General features: G+C 67.5%; 16 protein-coding genes. 10 read left to right on the plus strand and 6 right to left on the minus strand.

Annotation, left to right across the window (positions count from 1 at the left end; genetic code table 11):
- Nucleotides 1-11 precede the first annotated feature (11 nt).
- The 3 genes from lipA to ABZ345_RS13165 form a co-directional block, all read right to left on the minus strand.
- Nucleotides 12-1013 (minus strand): lipoyl synthase, encoded by a 1002-nt coding sequence (gene lipA, locus ABZ345_RS13155; RefSeq protein WP_359846703.1) that lies wholly within the window; start codon nt 1011-1013, stop codon nt 12-14.
- A gap of 231 nt (nt 1014-1244) precedes the next feature.
- Nucleotides 1245-2135 (minus strand): oxidoreductase, encoded by an 891-nt coding sequence (locus tag ABZ345_RS13160; protein WP_359846706.1) that lies wholly within the window; start codon nt 2133-2135, stop codon nt 1245-1247.
- Nucleotides 2136-2145: 10 nt separating this feature from the next.
- Nucleotides 2146-2454: a hypothetical protein gene (locus ABZ345_RS13165; RefSeq protein ID WP_359846709.1), complete on the minus strand. Its 309-nt coding sequence runs from the start codon at nt 2452-2454 to the stop codon at nt 2146-2148.
- A gap of 89 nt (nt 2455-2543) precedes the next feature.
- Between ABZ345_RS13165 and ABZ345_RS13170 the strand changes: the two genes are divergently transcribed.
- From ABZ345_RS13170 to ABZ345_RS13180, 3 genes are all read left to right on the plus strand, one after another.
- Entirely contained in the window at nt 2544-3134 is a 591-nt protein-coding gene (locus tag ABZ345_RS13170) for a TetR/AcrR family transcriptional regulator (protein WP_359846712.1), read from the plus strand.
- Nucleotides 3135-3200: 66 nt separating this feature from the next.
- On the plus strand, nt 3201-3881 hold the full coding sequence (locus ABZ345_RS13175) for an SDR family oxidoreductase (RefSeq protein WP_359846720.1): 681 nt from the start codon (nt 3201-3203) through the stop codon (nt 3879-3881).
- A 251-nt stretch (nt 3882-4132) separates the two neighbouring features.
- Nucleotides 4133-4738: a response regulator transcription factor gene (locus ABZ345_RS13180; RefSeq protein WP_359846723.1), complete on the plus strand. Its 606-nt coding sequence runs from the start codon at nt 4133-4135 to the stop codon at nt 4736-4738.
- 202 nt (nt 4739-4940) lie between these two features.
- Here ABZ345_RS13180 and ABZ345_RS13185 read toward each other — a convergent pair whose 3' ends face one another.
- The gene (locus ABZ345_RS13185) at nt 4941-5933 is read right to left on the minus strand and encodes a histidine kinase (RefSeq protein ID WP_359846725.1); all 993 of its coding nucleotides are present in this window, start codon (nt 5931-5933) and stop codon (nt 4941-4943) included.
- A 544-nt stretch (nt 5934-6477) separates the two neighbouring features.
- On the opposite strand from ABZ345_RS13185, the gene ABZ345_RS13190 reads away from it, so the two are divergent.
- Genes ABZ345_RS13190 through ilvN form a run of 3 tightly spaced genes read left to right on the plus strand, consistent with a single transcriptional unit; the run spans nt 6478 to nt 9288 of the window.
- Nucleotides 6478-7293 carry an AfsR/SARP family transcriptional regulator gene (locus ABZ345_RS13190; RefSeq protein ID WP_355302632.1) on the plus strand — a complete coding sequence of 272 codons (816 nt, stop codon included), beginning with the start codon at nt 6478-6480 and terminating at the stop codon, nt 7291-7293.
- A gap of 22 nt (nt 7294-7315) precedes the next feature.
- Nucleotides 7316-9022 carry an acetolactate synthase large subunit gene (locus ABZ345_RS13195; protein WP_359846727.1) on the plus strand — a complete coding sequence of 569 codons (1707 nt, stop codon included), beginning with the start codon at nt 7316-7318 and terminating at the stop codon, nt 9020-9022.
- Nucleotides 9022-9288 (plus strand): acetolactate synthase small subunit, encoded by a 267-nt coding sequence (gene ilvN, locus ABZ345_RS13200; RefSeq protein ID WP_359846730.1) that lies wholly within the window; start codon nt 9022-9024, stop codon nt 9286-9288. Before ABZ345_RS13195 ends, ilvN begins: the two co-directional genes overlap by 1 nt.
- A gap of 72 nt (nt 9289-9360) precedes the next feature.
- Here the strand turns inward: ilvN and ABZ345_RS13205 are convergent, their stop codons facing one another.
- The gene (locus ABZ345_RS13205) at nt 9361-9843 is read right to left on the minus strand and encodes an SRPBCC domain-containing protein (protein WP_359846733.1); all 483 of its coding nucleotides are present in this window, start codon (nt 9841-9843) and stop codon (nt 9361-9363) included.
- Nucleotides 9844-10003: 160 nt separating this feature from the next.
- On the opposite strand from ABZ345_RS13205, the gene ABZ345_RS13210 reads away from it, so the two are divergent.
- From ABZ345_RS13210 to ABZ345_RS13220, 3 genes are all read left to right on the plus strand, one after another.
- Nucleotides 10004-10441, plus strand: a complete 438-nt coding sequence (locus ABZ345_RS13210) for a nuclear transport factor 2 family protein (protein WP_359846736.1) — start codon at nt 10004-10006, stop codon at nt 10439-10441.
- Nucleotides 10442-10460: 19 nt separating this feature from the next.
- The gene (locus ABZ345_RS13215; RefSeq protein WP_359846739.1) at nt 10461-11540 is read left to right on the plus strand and encodes a hydrolase; all 1080 of its coding nucleotides are present in this window, start codon (nt 10461-10463) and stop codon (nt 11538-11540) included.
- Nucleotides 11541-11787: 247 nt separating this feature from the next.
- Entirely contained in the window at nt 11788-13530 is a 1743-nt protein-coding gene (locus tag ABZ345_RS13220; RefSeq protein ID WP_359846742.1) for a DHA2 family efflux MFS transporter permease subunit, read from the plus strand.
- A gap of 117 nt (nt 13531-13647) precedes the next feature.
- On the opposite strand, the gene ABZ345_RS13225 is transcribed toward ABZ345_RS13220, so the two are convergent.
- Nucleotides 13648-14118 carry a hypothetical protein gene (locus ABZ345_RS13225; protein WP_359846745.1) on the minus strand — a complete coding sequence of 157 codons (471 nt, stop codon included), beginning with the start codon at nt 14116-14118 and terminating at the stop codon, nt 13648-13650.
- 140 nt (nt 14119-14258) lie between these two features.
- Between ABZ345_RS13225 and ABZ345_RS13230 the strand changes: the two genes are divergently transcribed.
- Nucleotides 14259-15740: an amino acid adenylation domain-containing protein gene (locus ABZ345_RS13230; RefSeq protein ID WP_359846747.1), complete on the plus strand. Its 1482-nt coding sequence runs from the start codon at nt 14259-14261 to the stop codon at nt 15738-15740.
- Nucleotides 15741-15774: the final 34 nt, after the last annotated feature.

A 15774-nucleotide genomic window follows, 5' to 3' on the forward strand; every position in this document is an offset into this window, starting at 1 on the left:
GCGCACCGAAGTCAGCGAGGGGCGAGCAGGCTCGTGATCTCCTGGGAGGCGGAGACCGTCAGCAGGTGCTGGAGGTTCTCCGGCAGTTCCTCGCCGCGCGCCTGCTTCGCCTGCGCGTAGAGGCGGCCGGCACGGTACGAGGAGCGGACCAGCGGGCCCGCCATGACGCCGAGGAAGCCGATCTTCTCGGCCGTCTCCTTGTGCACGACGAACTCCTCGGGCTTCACCCAGCGCTCGACCGGGTGGTGCCGGGGTGAGGGGCGCAGGTACTGGGTGATGGTGATGATGTCGCAGCCCGCGTCATAGAGGTCGGCCAGCGCCTCGGTGACCTCGTCGGGGGTCTCGCCCATGCCGAGGATCAGGTTCGACTTGGTCACCAGGCCGAACTCGCGGGCCTTGGTGATGACCTCGAGGGAGCGCTCGTAGGTGAACGCCGGGCGGATGCGCTTGAAGATCCGCGGGACGGTCTCCAGGTTGTGCGCGAGCACCTCGGGGCGGGACTCGAAGACCTCGGCGAGCTGTTCGGGGACCGCGTTGAAGTCCGGGATCAGCAGCTCGACGCCGGTGCCGGGGTTCATCTCGTGGATCTGGCGGACGGTCTCGGCGTACAGCCACGCGCCGCCGTCGGGGAGGTCGTCACGAGCGACGCCCGTGACCGTGGAGTAGCGCAGGCCCATCGCCTGGACCGACTCGGCGACGCGGCGGGGCTCGTCGCGGTCGAGGTCGGCCGGCTTGCCCGTGTCGATCTGGCAGAAGTCGCAGCGCCTGGTGCACTGCTCGCCACCGATCAGGAACGTGGCCTCGCGGTCTTCCCAGCACTCGTAGATGTTGGGACAGCCGGCCTCTTCGCAGACCGTGTGCAGGCCCTCGCGCTTGACCAGACTCTTGAGCTCCCGGTACTCGGGGCCCATCTTCGCCCGCGTCTTGATCCACGAGGGCTTCTTCTCGATCGGCGTCTGGCTGTTGCGGACCTCGAGCCGCAGCAGCTTCCGACCCTCAGGTACCACAGTCACGACCTCACCCTACGCTGCGTCCTCGCGTGTCCGGCGTCACGCACGTCTCGCCGAGGATAAGTGCCAGAAACCGGCTTCCGGTCGAGCATTCGTTGTTCACGTTCTGATGTTCACGCCGGTTACGTCGAACATGAAGAACACCGCAGGGCTGAAGATGTCCGTGCCCGGAGGTGACGCCGGGCACGCCGGTGCCTTCCCCACCTCCCCCCTCGGGCGAGGGCGCCGGCACCTTCAAGGAAGGTCTGGCGTGATGCCGGTCAGCTTGATCGTGAGCTCCCACAGGCGGCTCGCGGCGAGGTCGTCACGGGCGGCGGCGGTCATCCGTGCGACGGCCGGGTAGCCGCGCATGCCGTTGAAGCTGTCCGGGCCGTAGTACTGGCCACCGCGCGCGTCGGGGGACGTCGCCGCGTAGAGCTGTGGCAGCGCGCCCATCTCGACGGACTGCGAGAAGAGGTGGCTGATCTGGCCACCGATGCGCAGCAACAACGACTTGTGTTCGTTCGCCATGTTGTTGGTCAGCTCGGTGGCTGTGACGCCGGGATGTGCGGCGATGGACGTGATGTCCGACGAGCGCCGTTCCAGTTCGCGCGCGAACAAGATGTTGGCGAGCTTCGACTGGCCGTAGGAGCCGCGGTAGCTGTACGACCGACGCTCCCAGTTCGGGTCGTCGAAGTCGATGCGCCCGTACTGGTGCGCGAGAGAGGCGACCGTGACGACGCGCGCGCCCGGACGTTGCCTCAAGGCTGGCAGCAGCAGCCACGTCAGCGCGGCGTGACCCAGGTGGTTGGTGCCGAACTGGCGCTCGAAGCCGTCGGCGGTCTTGCCGAGCGGGACGGCCATGATGCCCGCGTTGTTGATCAGAACATCCAGCGACTCGACCTTCTCCGCAGCCGCACGCACCGAGCTCAGGTCGGACAGGTCCAGCTCGAGGACCTCGGCCGACCCGGTGACCGACCGCCGGGCCGTTTCACCTCGTTCGACAGAACGGCACGCCATGATCACGTGGGCCCCCTTGCCCGCGAGCACCTGGGCGGTGCGCAGGCCGAGACCGGAGTTCGCACCCGTCACGAGGACGGTGCGGCCGGTCTGGTCGGGGATGTCGGCTTCGGTCCAACGGCTCATGGGGTACTTCCTACCGCCCGGTAACCGCCGAGCGATAGGTGCCGAGAGAAAGGTGACTGTCGAGCACCGCTCGCAACACGGGTTCGTCGGCGGCCAACTCGGCGGTGACGTCGTGCTCGTCGACCGGGCCGTCCAGCGCGGCGGCCTCCATGCGTGCGGTCAGCTTGTTCTGCCAGCGGTGGTCGAGCGCCAGCAGCAGTTCGTTCAGCGACCCGAAGACGTCCGGATCCACGATCAGTGGTGCGGACGGGTCGCGGCGGGCGTCACGCAGCACGGCGTCGAGTGCGTCACGGCGGCGGTAGTGGTCTGTCCAGCCCATGTCTCGTACCCCCGGTTTCTCGCATACCCTCGGTATGACACGACCATACCACCGGTACGTACCGCCGGTATGTGAGATAAGTTTCGGCCGTGCGAACACGACGCGCCGAGTACTCGGAATCGACCAGGCAGGCGTTGGTCGACAGCGCCGTCGACCTGTTCACCAAGCGCGGGTACGCCGGGACGTCGCTCGACGAGGTCGTCAAACGCGCCCGCGTGACCAAAGGCGCGCTCTACCACCACTTCAGCGGCAAACAGGCGCTGTTCGAGGCAGCCTTCGCGCAGGTCGAGACCCGGTCGATCGACTCTCTCACCGCGGTGATCACCGGCGAGGGCGAACCGTGGGACATCGCGATCGCCGGACTTCGCGCCTACGTGCGCAAGTGCCTGGATCCCGAGTACCAGCGGATCATCGTGCACGAGGCGCCGGTGGTCATGGGCTGGGAACGCTGGCGTGAGGCGGAGGAGCACTTCAGCTTCGGTCTGCTTCGCACGGCCGTGCAGTTGCTCGTGGACGCGGGGGAGATCGAGGAACTGCCCGTGGAGATCATGGCGAGGCTGCTGTTCGGCGCGTTGTCGGCGGGTGCCAGCACGATCGCCAGTACGTCCGACCCGAAGCGCACCGGGCGCGACGTCGAACGCGCGATCGTGCGGGTTCTCGAGGGATTGCGCAAGAAGTAGTCGAGTTCGGCCCTAGCGGCCCGGCGCAACGTCGATCACCACGCGGACAACGAGGTGGTCAGCATCATGATCGAACCGGTCAACACGCGCCTGGGACTCGACGGAAAGATCGCTCTGGTCACGTCGGGAACGCACGGGCTCGGTCTCGCCATCGCGAGCAAGCTCTGCGACAACGGCGCCCACGTCATCCTCACGACATCCGACGACGACGTCGACATCGAGCGCGCCAAGACCGTGCTCGCCGGCAAACCGGGCTCGGTGGCCGTCACCCAGCTGAACATCCACGACGAGCACTCGGTGCGCCTGCTTCTCGACCAGGTCAAGCAGGAACGCGGGCACTTGGACGTCTTCGTCCACCACGCCGTTTCACCGGACCTCACACCGTTGCTCAACATCGTGGAGCCGCTCGCCAAGTCTCTTCAGGACGGTGGACGCGTGGTCGTCGCCGGATACACCGTGACCCCCGTGCACGGCGTGATTCGGACACTCGCCCTGGAAATGGCTTGGTATCGGGTCGCCGTCAACGCCGTTGTCACCACAGTCGTCGACAACGGTCCCATGAACATCGACCCCGACCTCGTCGACCGGCTCGCGATCAAGAGCCCGTCCGGTCGCGTCACTCTGCCCGAGGACATCGCCAATGCCGTTTCGCTGCTCTGCACTGACGAAGCCGCATGGATCCAAGGACAGGTGATCACCGTCGACGGCGGTCTCGAACTGCTCGAGCGATGGGGCGAGACGCGCTGAATCGCTTGCGGGGGACCGAATCGCTTCTACCGCCACGCGCTGGGGCGCCACTCGAGACGTAAGGGTTCCCGATTTGGTCCCTGCGCTATCCGTGAGCGAGTGGTGACCCCAAGTCATCCGCCGATTAATCTTATTAATTGCTCATAGCGCATCTGGAGTAACGCCCCGCGCAGTCGGCCCCAATGCTTGTCCTGCATGGTCACCGAGTGTAAAACTCAAATTGGTGACCTGGGGGCAAGCAAGGGGGTCGGATGATCAGAGTGCTACTCGCCGAGGACGTGCAAATGGTCCGCGGTGCTTTGGTCGCCTTGTTGAATCTCGAACCTGATATTGAGGTCGTCGCCTCCGTAGCGACCGGCGACGAAATCGTCGCGGCGGTTGCCAAGAACAAACCGGACGTAGCGGTCCTCGACATCGACCTGCCGGGTATGGACGGCCTTTCCGCCGCCACCGTGATCCACGACACCGCACCTGAGACGCGCACCCTCATTCTCACGAGCCTGGGTCGTCCGGGCACTCTGCGGCGGGCGCTCAACGCCCGCGTCAACGGTTTCATCCTCAAGGACGCTCCCGTCGGAGAACTCGCCGACGCGATCCGCGGCGTCTCGGTCGGGCGGCGGGTGATCGACTCCCAGCTCGCTTTGTCGGCGTGGGACACCGACGAGTGCCCGCTGACGCCGCGCGAACTCGAGGTGCTGCGGCTCGCCTCGGACGGCGCCGACGCCATGGAGATCGCCACGACGCTGTTCCTGTCCGTCGGCACCGTCCGCAACTACCTGACGGCGGCGACGGCCAAGCTCGACGCCCGCAACCGGGTCGACGCCGTCCGCATCGCCCGCAAGTCCGGCTGGTTCTGACCGGACGTTCGTGCTGCCGCCGCTCTCGTCACGTGGCGCCCGCTCGGCCCGTTCGCTCCCGCTTGTGGCCTCGGTGGCGCCCCCGTTGGTGGCCTTTGCAATGAGTCTTTTGACGACGTCGTCCAAAGAGTCATTGCTAGGGTGCAGGTCAGAGGGGGTGCGGGAAGATCGAGTTGGGGCTGGGCGGCCGATATATTGGTTTTCAGGCTTGGGTCGCAGGGGGTGCGGGGCCTGGGGCCGAGACGGCCGGGATGGCGGCGTGGACGTGGAACGAGCCGTCGCCGATGTGGCGGGCGCTGAAGGTGCCGCCGGCGGCTTTGACGCGTTCGGCCTGGTTGCGGACGCCGTTGCAGTCGGCTGACGCCGGGCGGTCGGCGGCGCCGTCGTTGATGATGTCGAGCAGGACCGTGGTGCCGCTTTGGTGCACGCCGATGGTGCAGGTGCTGGCGTCGCTGTGGCGCAGGACGTTGGTGACTGCCTCGCAGAGCACGGCGGACAGCACGCTCTCTACCGGCTCCGGGAGGGGGTCGTGGTCGAGTTCGACGCGGACGTCGATGTTCGAGGCGGACAGCATCGCCTTGGCCGAGTCCGAGGTGTCGGCCAGGGACAACGGGCGGTAGGCGCGGGCCAGGGAGCGCACGTCAGCCAGGGCGTGATGGGTGATATCCAATATATCGCTGATGTGTTGCCTGATGAACGCCCAGTCGTGCTCCGGGCGGTCGGCCACGATGCGGTGGGCCAGTTCGCTCTTGAGCTTGATGGCGCTGAGGCTGTAGCCGAGGAGGTCGTGCAGGTCGCGGGCGACGCGGACGCGTTCGGCGGCGACGGCGGCCACGGTCGAGTCGAAGGGGGCGGCTTGCGGCGGGGTGTCCGCGGTGGTCAGGGCGGGGGCGGTGGTCAGGGCGGAGTGGGAGGCGAAGCCGGTGGCCAGGCCCGCGAGCAGCAGGGCGGTGGCCGCGGTGGCCGTCATCGCCTCGCCGTGGGTCGCCTGGGCCAGGCCGGTCGCGACGACCGTGACGACGAAGAAGGACCAGCCGAACGCCGGGCGCAGGACGACCAGGGCGTTGCCCGCCACCAGTCCCGCGACGCCCGGCCAGGAGTGTTCGAACAATGCGCAGGGCAGTACCAGCAGGACGGCTTGGGCCAGCAGGACGAGGTGGTGCCGAAGCGGGCTCAGTTGCCGGAAATAGGTCACTTGCAGTAGGACAAGTACTGCTAAATCAATGACCGACACCGCCAATTCGGTGACTTCGGCGGCGAGAAGTAGAGCGCGCGTCATGTCCGTCAGGCAGACCGCGGCGAAGAGCGCGACGATGATCGTGCGGTATCTCGGTATCGCAGCCGTTGCATTCACGTGCCCCCCAAGAGCTGACCGCTCCAGAGCAAATCTCTCAAGCCGACGCCGGCCAAACACCGCTCACGGCGCGAGCTCAGGCCGAATACTAGACAGGCGCGGGCAGTCCAGGTCGGCAGCTGTATCGGTTCAGAACCGTAGGACTCATTGAGCCGCTGATCAATTTCACGCCAATGGCCCAATATTTTCCGGCGCCGTTACCGCATGTGGTCGAGTGATTACCCGGTGGGACGGTTTGGGTTCGTTTGAGCATATGAATATCTCACGTCCGGCGCAGTAGATGGCCATCTGAGAGTCATGGCCGGATACGTGGCGTGCGATAGCCCGGCTCAGGTGAACTTGATGGCACGACCAAGTCGACCGCCGCTGATCAGGGGAGGCTCCAATGGAGATCAAGGTTCTCGGACCGCTGGAGGCACGGGAGAACGGCGTCTCAATCGCACCGAGCGCGGTCAAGCCGCGGCAGGTGCTCTCGCTGCTGGGCCTGCAGGCCGGACACGTCGTGACGGTGCCGACGTTGATCGAAGAACTTTGGGGGATGACACCGCCACGCAGCGCACTCACGACGCTGCAGACCTACGTGCTGCAGGTCCGCCGGCGCATCGAGGCGGCCATGCCGGGCGACGGTCCGGGTGTCGCGAAGAACGTTCTGGTGACCCGGTACGGCGGCTACATGCTGGACGTGCCGCCGGAGAGCGTCGACGTCCGCAGCTACGAGCGGCTCGCGAGTGCGGGTCAGCGGGCGTTCGAGGTCGGCGACCTGGAGTCCGCGAGCCGGTTGCTGCGCAGTGCCGCCGAGGTGTGGCGCGGACCGGTCCTGGTGGACGTGCAGATCGGCGTCCGGCTGGGCATGGAGGTCACCCGGTTGCAGGAAAGCCGCCTCGGCGTCCTGGAGACCCGCATCGAGGCGGATCTCCAGCTGGGCAAGCACCAGTCGCTGCTGAGCGAGCTGTCCGTCCTGACCGCGCAGCACCCCATGCACGAAAACCTTTGCGCGCAGTACATGCTCGCGCTCTACCGGGCGGGCAGGCAGTGGAAGTCCCTGGAGGCCTACCAGTCGCTGCGGGACACGTTGATCGAGGAGCTGGGGCTTGAGCCGTCCGAAAGGCTGCGTCAGTTGCAGCGGGCGATCCTGAGCTCCGAGCCGTCGCTCGACAAGCCGCTGTCGCCTCGCCAGCTGGAGCGCCAGCTCGCGGGCTGAGATGTGAGTTCGGGGAGCAACCGTGGATACCACCGGTGCAGGTGCGTTGATCAAGGCGCTCGAGGACGTCGGCTGCGAGGTGATCTTCGGGATGCCCGGCGGGGCGATCCTGCCCGCGTACGACCCGCTGTACGAGTCGAAGATCCGGCACGTGCTGGTGCGTCACGAGCAGGGTGCCGGGCACGCGGCGCAGGGGTACGCGCAGGCGACCGGACGAGTCGGTGTGTGCATGGCGACATCGGGGCCTGGGGCCACGAACCTGGTGACGCCGCTGGCGGACGCGTACATGGACTCGGTGCCGATCGTCGCCATCACCGGTCAGGTCAACAGGAGTGTGATCGGCACGGACGCCTTCCAGGAGGCGGACATCCGCAGCATCACGTTGCCGATCACCAAGCACAGCTTCCAGGTGCACGACCCCGCCGACATCCCGCGGGTGATCGCGGAGGCCTTCGCGCTCGCGATCTCCGGACGGCCGGGACCGGTGCTGGTGGATCTGCCCAAGGACGTGCTCGCCAGCGCCACCACCTACACCCCGCCGAAGCTCACCACGAGGTCCCGCCCGGTGCTCTCGCCGGTGCAGATCCGCAACGCCGCCCAGCTGATCGGAACCTCGAAGAAACCGGTGTTCTACGTCGGCGGCGGGGTGATCCGCAGCGGTGCGGCACAGGAACTCCACCGGCTGGCAACGAAAACCGGCATCCCGGTCGTCACGACGCTGATGGCGCGCGGTGCGTTTCCCGACTCGCACCGGTTGAACCTGGGGATGCCGGGCATGCACGGCACGGTGCCCGCCGTCGCGGCACTGCAGAAGGCCGACCTGCTGATCGCGCTGGGGACCCGGTTCGACGATCGGGTCACCGGGCTGCTGCCCCACTTCGCCCCGCACGCCGCGGTGGTCCACGCCGACATCGACCCCGCCGAGATCTCCAAGAACCGCAAGGCGGACGTCGGCATCGTCGGCGACTGCCGCGACGTGCTCGCCGCACTCACCGCGGTCGTCACGCAGACGCCCGACCTCACCGCGTGGTGGGAGTACCTGGACCGCCTGCGCACCACCTATCCGCTCGGCTACGACTGGCCGGCGGACGGCACGCTCGCCCCGCAGTACGTGATCGAACGGCTCAGCACGCTCGCCGGTCCCGAGGCCATCTACACGGCGGGCGTCGGCCAGCACCAGATGTGGGCCGCGCAGTACGTGAAGTACGAGCGCCCCGGCTCGTTCATCAACTCCGGTGGCGCTGGCACGATGGGCTTCGCGGTGCCGGCGGCGATGGGCGCGCAGGCGGGCGCACCGGACCGCACGGTGTGGGCGATCGACGGTGACGGCTGCTTCCAGATGACCAACCAGGAGCTCGCGACCTGTGCCGCCGAGGGCATCCCGATCAAGGTCGCGATCATCAACAACGGCAACCTCGGCATGGTCCGGCAGTGGCAGACCCTGTTCTACGACGGCCGTTACTCCAACACCAGGCTCGGCACGCACAACCGCCACCCCGACTTCGTGAAGCTCGCGGAGGCTCTGGGCTGTGCCGGACTGCGTTGCGAGGAGCAGTCCGAAGTGGACGGGACCATCCTGGAGGCCATGGCCGTCAGGGACCGGCCCGTCGTGATTGATTTCGTGGTGGGACAGGACGCCCAGGTGTGGCCGATGGTGGCCGCGGGCACGGGCAACGACGAAGTCATGGCCGCGCGGGGCATCCGGCCCCTGTTCGACGAGGTGGAGTGATGACCAGACATTCGCTGTCTCTGTTGTTGCGCAACGAACCTGGCGCGCTGGCACGGATCGTGGTGCTGTTCTCCAGCCGTGGCGTCGACGTCGAGTCGCTGAGCCTCGCACCGGCCGAGCGGGGCGATCTCTCCCGCCTCGACGTGGTCGTCGAGCTGCAGCCGGGCCGCACGCCCGCGCAGCTCGTCAAGCAGCTCGGCCGGATCGTCGACGTGAAGAACGTCGTCGAGCGCACGGACGACGAGGCTCTCGAACAGCCCGCTTGAGAACACGGGAAACGGCCGCCCCGGAGGCTTGGGGCGGCCGTTTCGCTGTGCCTGAGATTTTCCGGGGGTTTCTCAGGCAGCTCGAGGGATGTGCTTGTCCACCACGGCGGCGTACTTCTCCAGCGTCTCGCCCGGCGAAGGGCCGTCCAGCGCCTTGTGGATGCCCTCGGCGATCTCACCGTGGCGGTGCAGATCCGCGTGGGTCAGCGTCACCTTGGTCGTGGCCGGGCCGACGACCTCGAAGTCCACCTTGATGAACGAGGCCTTCTCGTCGTCGGTGATCGGCTGCCAGTAGGGGCCGACCCGCCACGTCATGACGAGACGCTTCGGCGGGTCCCACTCGGTGATGGTGCCCCAGGCGACCTCCTCGCCGTCCGCGCCGCGCTCGAAGTAGCGCCCGCCGACGTGCGGTTCGATCGTGATGGCCTGCCGGTCCTTGACGAAGACGTGCGACTCCGGCCACCACTCGATCGGCTTCTCCGCGAAGATCGCGAACGCCTGCTCGATCGTCGCCTCGACCGTCACCGACTTGGCGACATCGGGAGTTGAGGCCATGTGGCCCTCCTCGCGAGTAAAAGGGTTGATGTCGCAACCGACCGTGCCCGGTTTGTCTCAACGCCACCTAGAACGGGGGTCGAACCAGGACGGCTCGACCGGAGATCCAGCGGGGCCACCCATATTCGCGGTAGCGAAACCGGCAGACCGAGGAGATGTCGTGTCCCCAGCGAATGTTGCGGCCAATGTCGCGGTCCACATCGAGGTACAGACGTTCTACGCCCGGCAGATGCGGCTGCTCGACGCGTTGGACGTGGAGGGCTACGCCCAGACGTTCACCGAGGACGGGGTCACCGACCACGCCCACCGCAGTGAGAAGGTCGAGGGCCGTGCCGCCCTGATCGCCGGTGCCAGCGCCGCGCTGCCCCGCTACAAGGGCGTCGCCGTGCGGCACTGGAACGACCACTACCTGATCGAAGAGGTCGACGAGAACACGCTGAACGTCAGCTACGCCTCGCTCGTCACGCGCACGACCGCGGACGGCCAGGTCAGCTTCGAGCCGACGTTCTCCATCGAGGACGTGCTCGTGCGCATCGACGGCGTGCTCTACACCAAGTCCCGCACCATTCACCGCGACCTGCCCGTTCAGGCTGCCTGATCCACCAGGAGGTGACGAGGTGCAGACCCCCAACACCGGCCTCGCAGCGGTGGCGGAGAAGGTCAAGCTGCTGGCCGCCGAACACGCGGTCACGGCCGACACCACCCGCAAGCTCGCTCCCGAGGTCGTGGACGCACTGCGCGAAGCCGGGTTCGCGCGGCACTTCGTCGCAGCCGAACGCGGTGGCACGCAAGGAACCTTCGCCGAACTGACGCAGGCCGTCCTCACCGTGGGCCAGGGCTGCTCGGCCGCGGCCTGGTGCGCGTCGTTGTCCGCGTACTCCTCCCGTTTCGCGGCGTTGCTGCCCGAACAGGGCCACGACGAGATCTGGGCGAACGGCCCGGACACGTTCGTCGTGACCGGCCAGCCGCCGATGGGCAAGGGCACGCAGACCGACGGCGGCCACCGGCTGAGCGGTCGGTGGACCTACGTGAGCGGCGTGGACTTCGCCGAGTGGGCACTGCTGTGCGGCATGGTCGGCGAGGAGGGCCGCTTCTTCGCGGTGCCGCGCAAGGACTTCACCGTGCTCGAGACGTGGGACAGCGTCGGCATGAAAGCCACCAGCAGCCATTCCGTCGTGGTGGACGACGTGTTCGTATCGGCTCATCTGTCCCTCAACCGCGCGGATCTCCTCACCGGCACCAGCTGGTCGCCGGTGGAGAGCCACAACGTCCCGTTCCAGGCGGTCGGCGGCCTCACGTTCGCCGCTCCGGCCGTCGGTGCGGCGATGGGAGCGCTCGAGGCGTGCGTTTCGGTGCTGTCGGGGAAGAAGCAGACCGTGACGTCCGCTGTGGACCTGGTGCGCGCGTCGGGCCAGGTCGAGTCGGCGAAGCTGCTGATCGAGCAGAACGCCAGAGTGCTCGACGACCGCGAGTTCACCCCGGCCGCGATGGCGCGCAACGAACGCAACGTCGCTTACGCCGCCGAGGTCCTGGTCGACGCGGTGGGCGGCCTGGTGCGGGCCGCCGGCACCAGCGGACTCGCGGAAGGTGGCGCGCTGCAACGGTTCTGGCGTGACGTGGTGAGCAGCTCCAGCCACGTGGCGCTGCGGTACGAGACCGCCTCGGTGCGCACCTATCCGGCGTCGCTTTACGGCTGACCCGCCGGAGTCACGGCCCTGGCGTCCCCTCCCCGGCGCCGGGGCCTTCGGCGTGCCCGCGATTCGCTCCGTCACGACCTGACCGGGACTCAAGCGGAGGGGATCACTCTGATGGCCTCGACCGGCAGTCGTTTGGAGACAGGAGGTGGGACCTCGTTCAACTCGACCGGCTCTCCAGCCACGACGAGTAGTCGTGAACCCATCACCTGTCGTGCGCAGCGAAACATCAGTCACTTGAGGAGTTGTTGTGACCTCCACCAATACCAATCCCGACCTGGAGTCGCCACCGGCGACTGCCGCTGCGCAGGCGGCTGAGGTCGTTGACGCGCCGGCGGCCGACCCGCGCCGCTGGGCCGCGTTCATCATCATGACCGTCGCGACGTTCATGGACATGCTGGACGGCAGCATCGTCAACGTCGCGCTTCCCGCGATCCAGCACGGCATGGGCGCGAGCTTCGTGCAACTGCAGTGGATCACCGCAGGCTACGTGTTCGCGTTCGCGCTGACCCTGATCACCGGTGGCCGGCTCGGCGACATCTACGGCCGTCGCCGCATGTTCCAACTCGGCGTGCTCGGCTTCGTCATCACGTCGTTCCTGTGCGGTGTCGCGGCGAACCCGGAGATGCTCGTCGCGTCCCGGCTCGCGCAGGGCCTCGCGGCCGGCCTGATGGTGCCGCAGGTCATGTCGATCATCCACGTCACCTTCCCCGACAAGGAGAAGGGCGCGGTCTTCGCCATCCAGGGCACCATCGGCGGTCTCGCCGCCACGATCGCCCCGCTCGTGGGTGGCCTGCTCGTCGCCGCGAACATCTTCGGATGGGAATGGCGGACGGTCTTCCTGGTCAACGTCCCGATCGGCCTGATCGGCTACGCGCTGGGCTGGAAGTTCATCAACGAGTCCAAGGCGCCGTACAAGATCAGGCTCGACCTCGTCGGTGTAGTCCTCGCGACCGTCAGCCTCACCGCTCTGCTGTTCCCGCTGACCTTCGGCCGTGAGCTGCACTGGCCGGCCTGGTCCTTCGTGCTGATGGCCGCGTCCGTGGTCGGCTTCCTCGTCTTCATCGCCTACGAGCGGGCCAAGCAGCGCAAGGACGGCATGCCGCTCGTGCCGCTGAGCCTGTTCAAGTCCCGCAGCTTCTCCGCGGCCCTCGCGCTGATGCTGGGCATGTTCACCTTCACCGGCATGTTCATGCTGGCCCTGTACCTGTTCATGCAGGAGGGTCTGGGCTTCTCGCCGCTGCGCACCGGTGTCACGCTGTTGGCGTTCTGCATCGGTGCCTTCATCACGGCGTCGGCCTCGGTCATCGCCCTGGTGCCGAAGTTCGGCCGCGCCGTCCTGCAGGTCGGTGCCGTCGTGATCGCCATCGGTGTCACGGTGTTCCTGCTGACGCTCAGCCCTGACGTGACGAGCTGGGGCATGGTGCCCGGCCTGCTGCTGATCGGTCTCGGCTTCGGCATGACCGCCACCCCGATCGCGCTGTTCGCACTGCAGGAGGTGCCGCACCAGGACGCGGGTGCGGCGTCGGGTCTGATCAACACCAAGCAGCAGCTCGGTTTCGCGGTCGGCATCTCGGTCGTGACGCTGGCGTTCTTCGCGCCGCTGGCCTCCAACGGCGCGGCCAACGCGGAGTCGCTGGCTCCGCAGGTCCGTCAGGAACTGGTCGCGGCTGGTGTCGCGGACGGCAAGGCCGACGAGCTGGCAGGCGCCTTCAAGGCGTGCACGACGAACAACCTCGCCGGTACGCCGGAAGCCGCCGCTGCCGCCTGCGCGACGCTGCAGCAGGACGGTCAGGCCAAAGCGATCGCCGACAAGTACACCCAGCAGGCGGCCAGCACGTCCTTCACGGACGCGTTCCGCACGACGCTGTACGTCGGCTTCGGCTTCGCCGCCCTGGCGTTGCTGCTCGCCTCCTTCCTGCCTCGCTGGCTGAAGCAGGAGGAGTGGGGCGCGCCGGCCGAGGAGGGTTCCGGAGAGCCTGCCAAGGCGTAGTTCTCTCCCGCTGGAAATTCCGTGGCCCCAGGCGATCCGCCTGGGGCCACGGTGCATGTTCCCGGTACGTCAGAAGGCCCCTCACGGCTGCGAGGGGCCTTCTGACGAACAAGGGCTTCAGATGCGGAACGCGGCGCCCTCGACGTTGACGGGACCCACCCACGGGGTGCCGTCGTTCATGTTGATGTAGGTGTGCGCCTTGGTGTTGAACTTCTTCTTGTTCGCGCTGATCCGGCCGAGGTGGCTCGCGTTGATCGAGCCGACGGGGTTGCCGTTCTCGTCGCGGTGGGCGTGGTGGGTGATCCAGAAGCTGAACTGGCCGTCCTTCGCCATCGTCCAGACTCCCCGGCCCTCGAGATGGTCGGGATAGCCCGGCTTGGTCTCGCAGTGCAGCTGGTAGTCGGCGGTGAAGTCGCAGAACAGCGGTGTGAGCAGCGGTGGTTCCTCGATGTGGATGGTCACCGTGAGGTCCCAGCGGCCGACGAGTGCGGTGTCGTAGTCGGGTTTCGCGGTGGCACCAGTGGCGACGACGGGGACTGCCAGTGCGCAGGCGGCCACGGCGGCCAGTGCCTTCTTGCGGACGTTCATGGGGTGCGCCTCCGGTCAGGTGGGGCAGCGGACGCGCTGAGTGTTGTTCGAGCAGCTCAAACACCCCTGTAGCGCCAGTTGTGACCCGAGGTGGAGTCGAGGTGGGTTGCCGAGGATGGGAGAAAGCGAGAGGAGCGGGAATGTCCACATCGGTGACCGATGCGTTCCGCGCCCAGGTGGTCAGAGCGCCTGATGCCGTCGCGCTGTCGGCAGAACAGAGCACGGTGACCTATGCCGGGCTCGACAGGTGGTCGGACGCGCTGGCGGGAGAGCTGGTGGAGGCCGGCGTGCGGCCGGGCGACCACGTTGCGGTGTGCCTCGAACGGTCGCCGCAGCTGGTGGTGGCACTGCTGGGGGTGCTCAAGGCCGGGGCGGCGTACGTGCCGATCGACCCGGACGACCCGGAGTCACGGGTCTCGATGATGCTGACGGACGCCCAAGTCTCCGTTGTGGTGGGCCAGTTCTTCGTCGGCTACACCATGCTCAGCGTGCCACCGGTCCCGGAGGACTCCGCAGTGGAGGGTCTGCCGGAGGCGGCGCCGGAGGACGTGGCCTACCTGATGTACACCTCGGGTTCCACCGGCAGGCCGAAGTCGGTGATGGTGGAGCACCGCAACATCACGAACCTGGTCACCGATCCGAACTACGTCGAGATCACCCCTGGCGACCGGATGTTGCAGCTCGCCACGGTCGCCTTCGACGCCGCGACGTTCGAGATCTGGGGCGCACTTCTCAACGGTGCCGCACTGGTGCTCGCGCCGCCCGGTGTGGTGCAGGCGGAGGATCTCGGGGACCTCTTGCGCACCAACGAGGTCAGCATCCTGTTCCTCACCGCCGCGCTCTTCCACCGGCAGATCGACGTGGACGTGGACGCGTTCAAGGGCCTGCACACGATCATGTCCGGCGGTGATGTTCTCTCCGTACCGCACATCCGCAGGTTGCGGGAAGCGCTGCCGGAACTGAGGATCGTCAACTGCTACGGCCCGACGGAGAGCACCACGTTCGTCACCTGTCACCGCGTGGGTGTGAACGAGCGACTCGGCGGCGCTCTGCCGATCGGCGTCCCGCTGCAGCACACCGAGATCGTCATCGCCGGCGCCGACGGACGGCCGGTACCCGCGGGCACGCCGGGTGAGCTGTGGGTCGGCGGCGCTCAGGTGGCGCGCGGTTACTGGAACCGGCCGGAGCTCACCGCTGAGAAGTTCGTCCGTGGTAGCTGGAACGGCGAGCGCTACTACCGAACCGGTGACCAGGCGCGGAAACGTGCGGACGGCGTGGTCGAGTTCCTCGGCCGGATGGACGACCAGTTCAAGCTGCGCGGTTTCCGGATCGAGCCGGGCGAGGTCGAGAACGCGCTGACCGAGCACCCGCAGGTGCGCAACGCGGCGGTCGGCGTGCGCACCCACCCCAGCGGTGACCGCAGGCTGGTCGCCTGGATCGTGAAGTCCGGCGAGGAGCTGGACAAGCGCGCGTTGCGGGCACACATGCGCGCGACCATGCCCGAGCACATGGTCCCGGCCGGATTCGTCGTGGTGGACGAGCTGCCGATCACCAGCAACGGCAAGACCGACCGCAAGGCGTTGCCGGAGCCGGACTGGAGCTCGAAGTCGCTCTACGTGTGAAGAACGCCGGAAAGGGGCTTCCCAGCCGGGAAGC

Source organism: Lentzea sp. NPDC005914 (genome assembly GCF_040629405.1).
In the GTDB taxonomy this organism is placed as follows: Bacteria; Actinomycetota; Actinomycetes; order Mycobacteriales; family Pseudonocardiaceae; genus Lentzea.

Excerpts from the sequence above, each read along its gene's own strand:
- ABZ345_RS13160 (WP_359846706.1), bottom strand. The coding sequence starts at position 2,135 with ATGAGCCGTTGGACCGAAGCCGACATCCCCGACCAGACCGGCCGCACC.
- ABZ345_RS13165 (WP_359846709.1), bottom strand. The coding sequence starts at position 2,454 with ATGGGCTGGACAGACCACTACCGCCGCCGTGACGCACTCGACGCCGTG.
- ABZ345_RS13175 (WP_359846720.1), top strand. The coding sequence starts at position 3,201 with ATGATCGAACCGGTCAACACGCGCCTGGGACTCGACGGAAAGATCGCT.
- ABZ345_RS13180 (WP_359846723.1), top strand. The coding sequence starts at position 4,133 with ATGATCAGAGTGCTACTCGCCGAGGACGTGCAAATGGTCCGCGGTGCT.
- ABZ345_RS13190 (WP_355302632.1), top strand. The coding sequence starts at position 6,478 with ATGGAGATCAAGGTTCTCGGACCGCTGGAGGCACGGGAGAACGGCGTC.
- ilvN (WP_359846730.1), top strand. The coding sequence starts at position 9,022 with ATGACCAGACATTCGCTGTCTCTGTTGTTGCGCAACGAACCTGGCGCG.
- ABZ345_RS13205 (WP_359846733.1), bottom strand. The coding sequence starts at position 9,843 with ATGGCCTCAACTCCCGATGTCGCCAAGTCGGTGACGGTCGAGGCGACG.
- ABZ345_RS13225 (WP_359846745.1), bottom strand. The coding sequence starts at position 14,118 with ATGAACGTCCGCAAGAAGGCACTGGCCGCCGTGGCCGCCTGCGCACTG.
- ABZ345_RS13230 (WP_359846747.1), top strand. The coding sequence starts at position 14,259 with ATGTCCACATCGGTGACCGATGCGTTCCGCGCCCAGGTGGTCAGAGCG.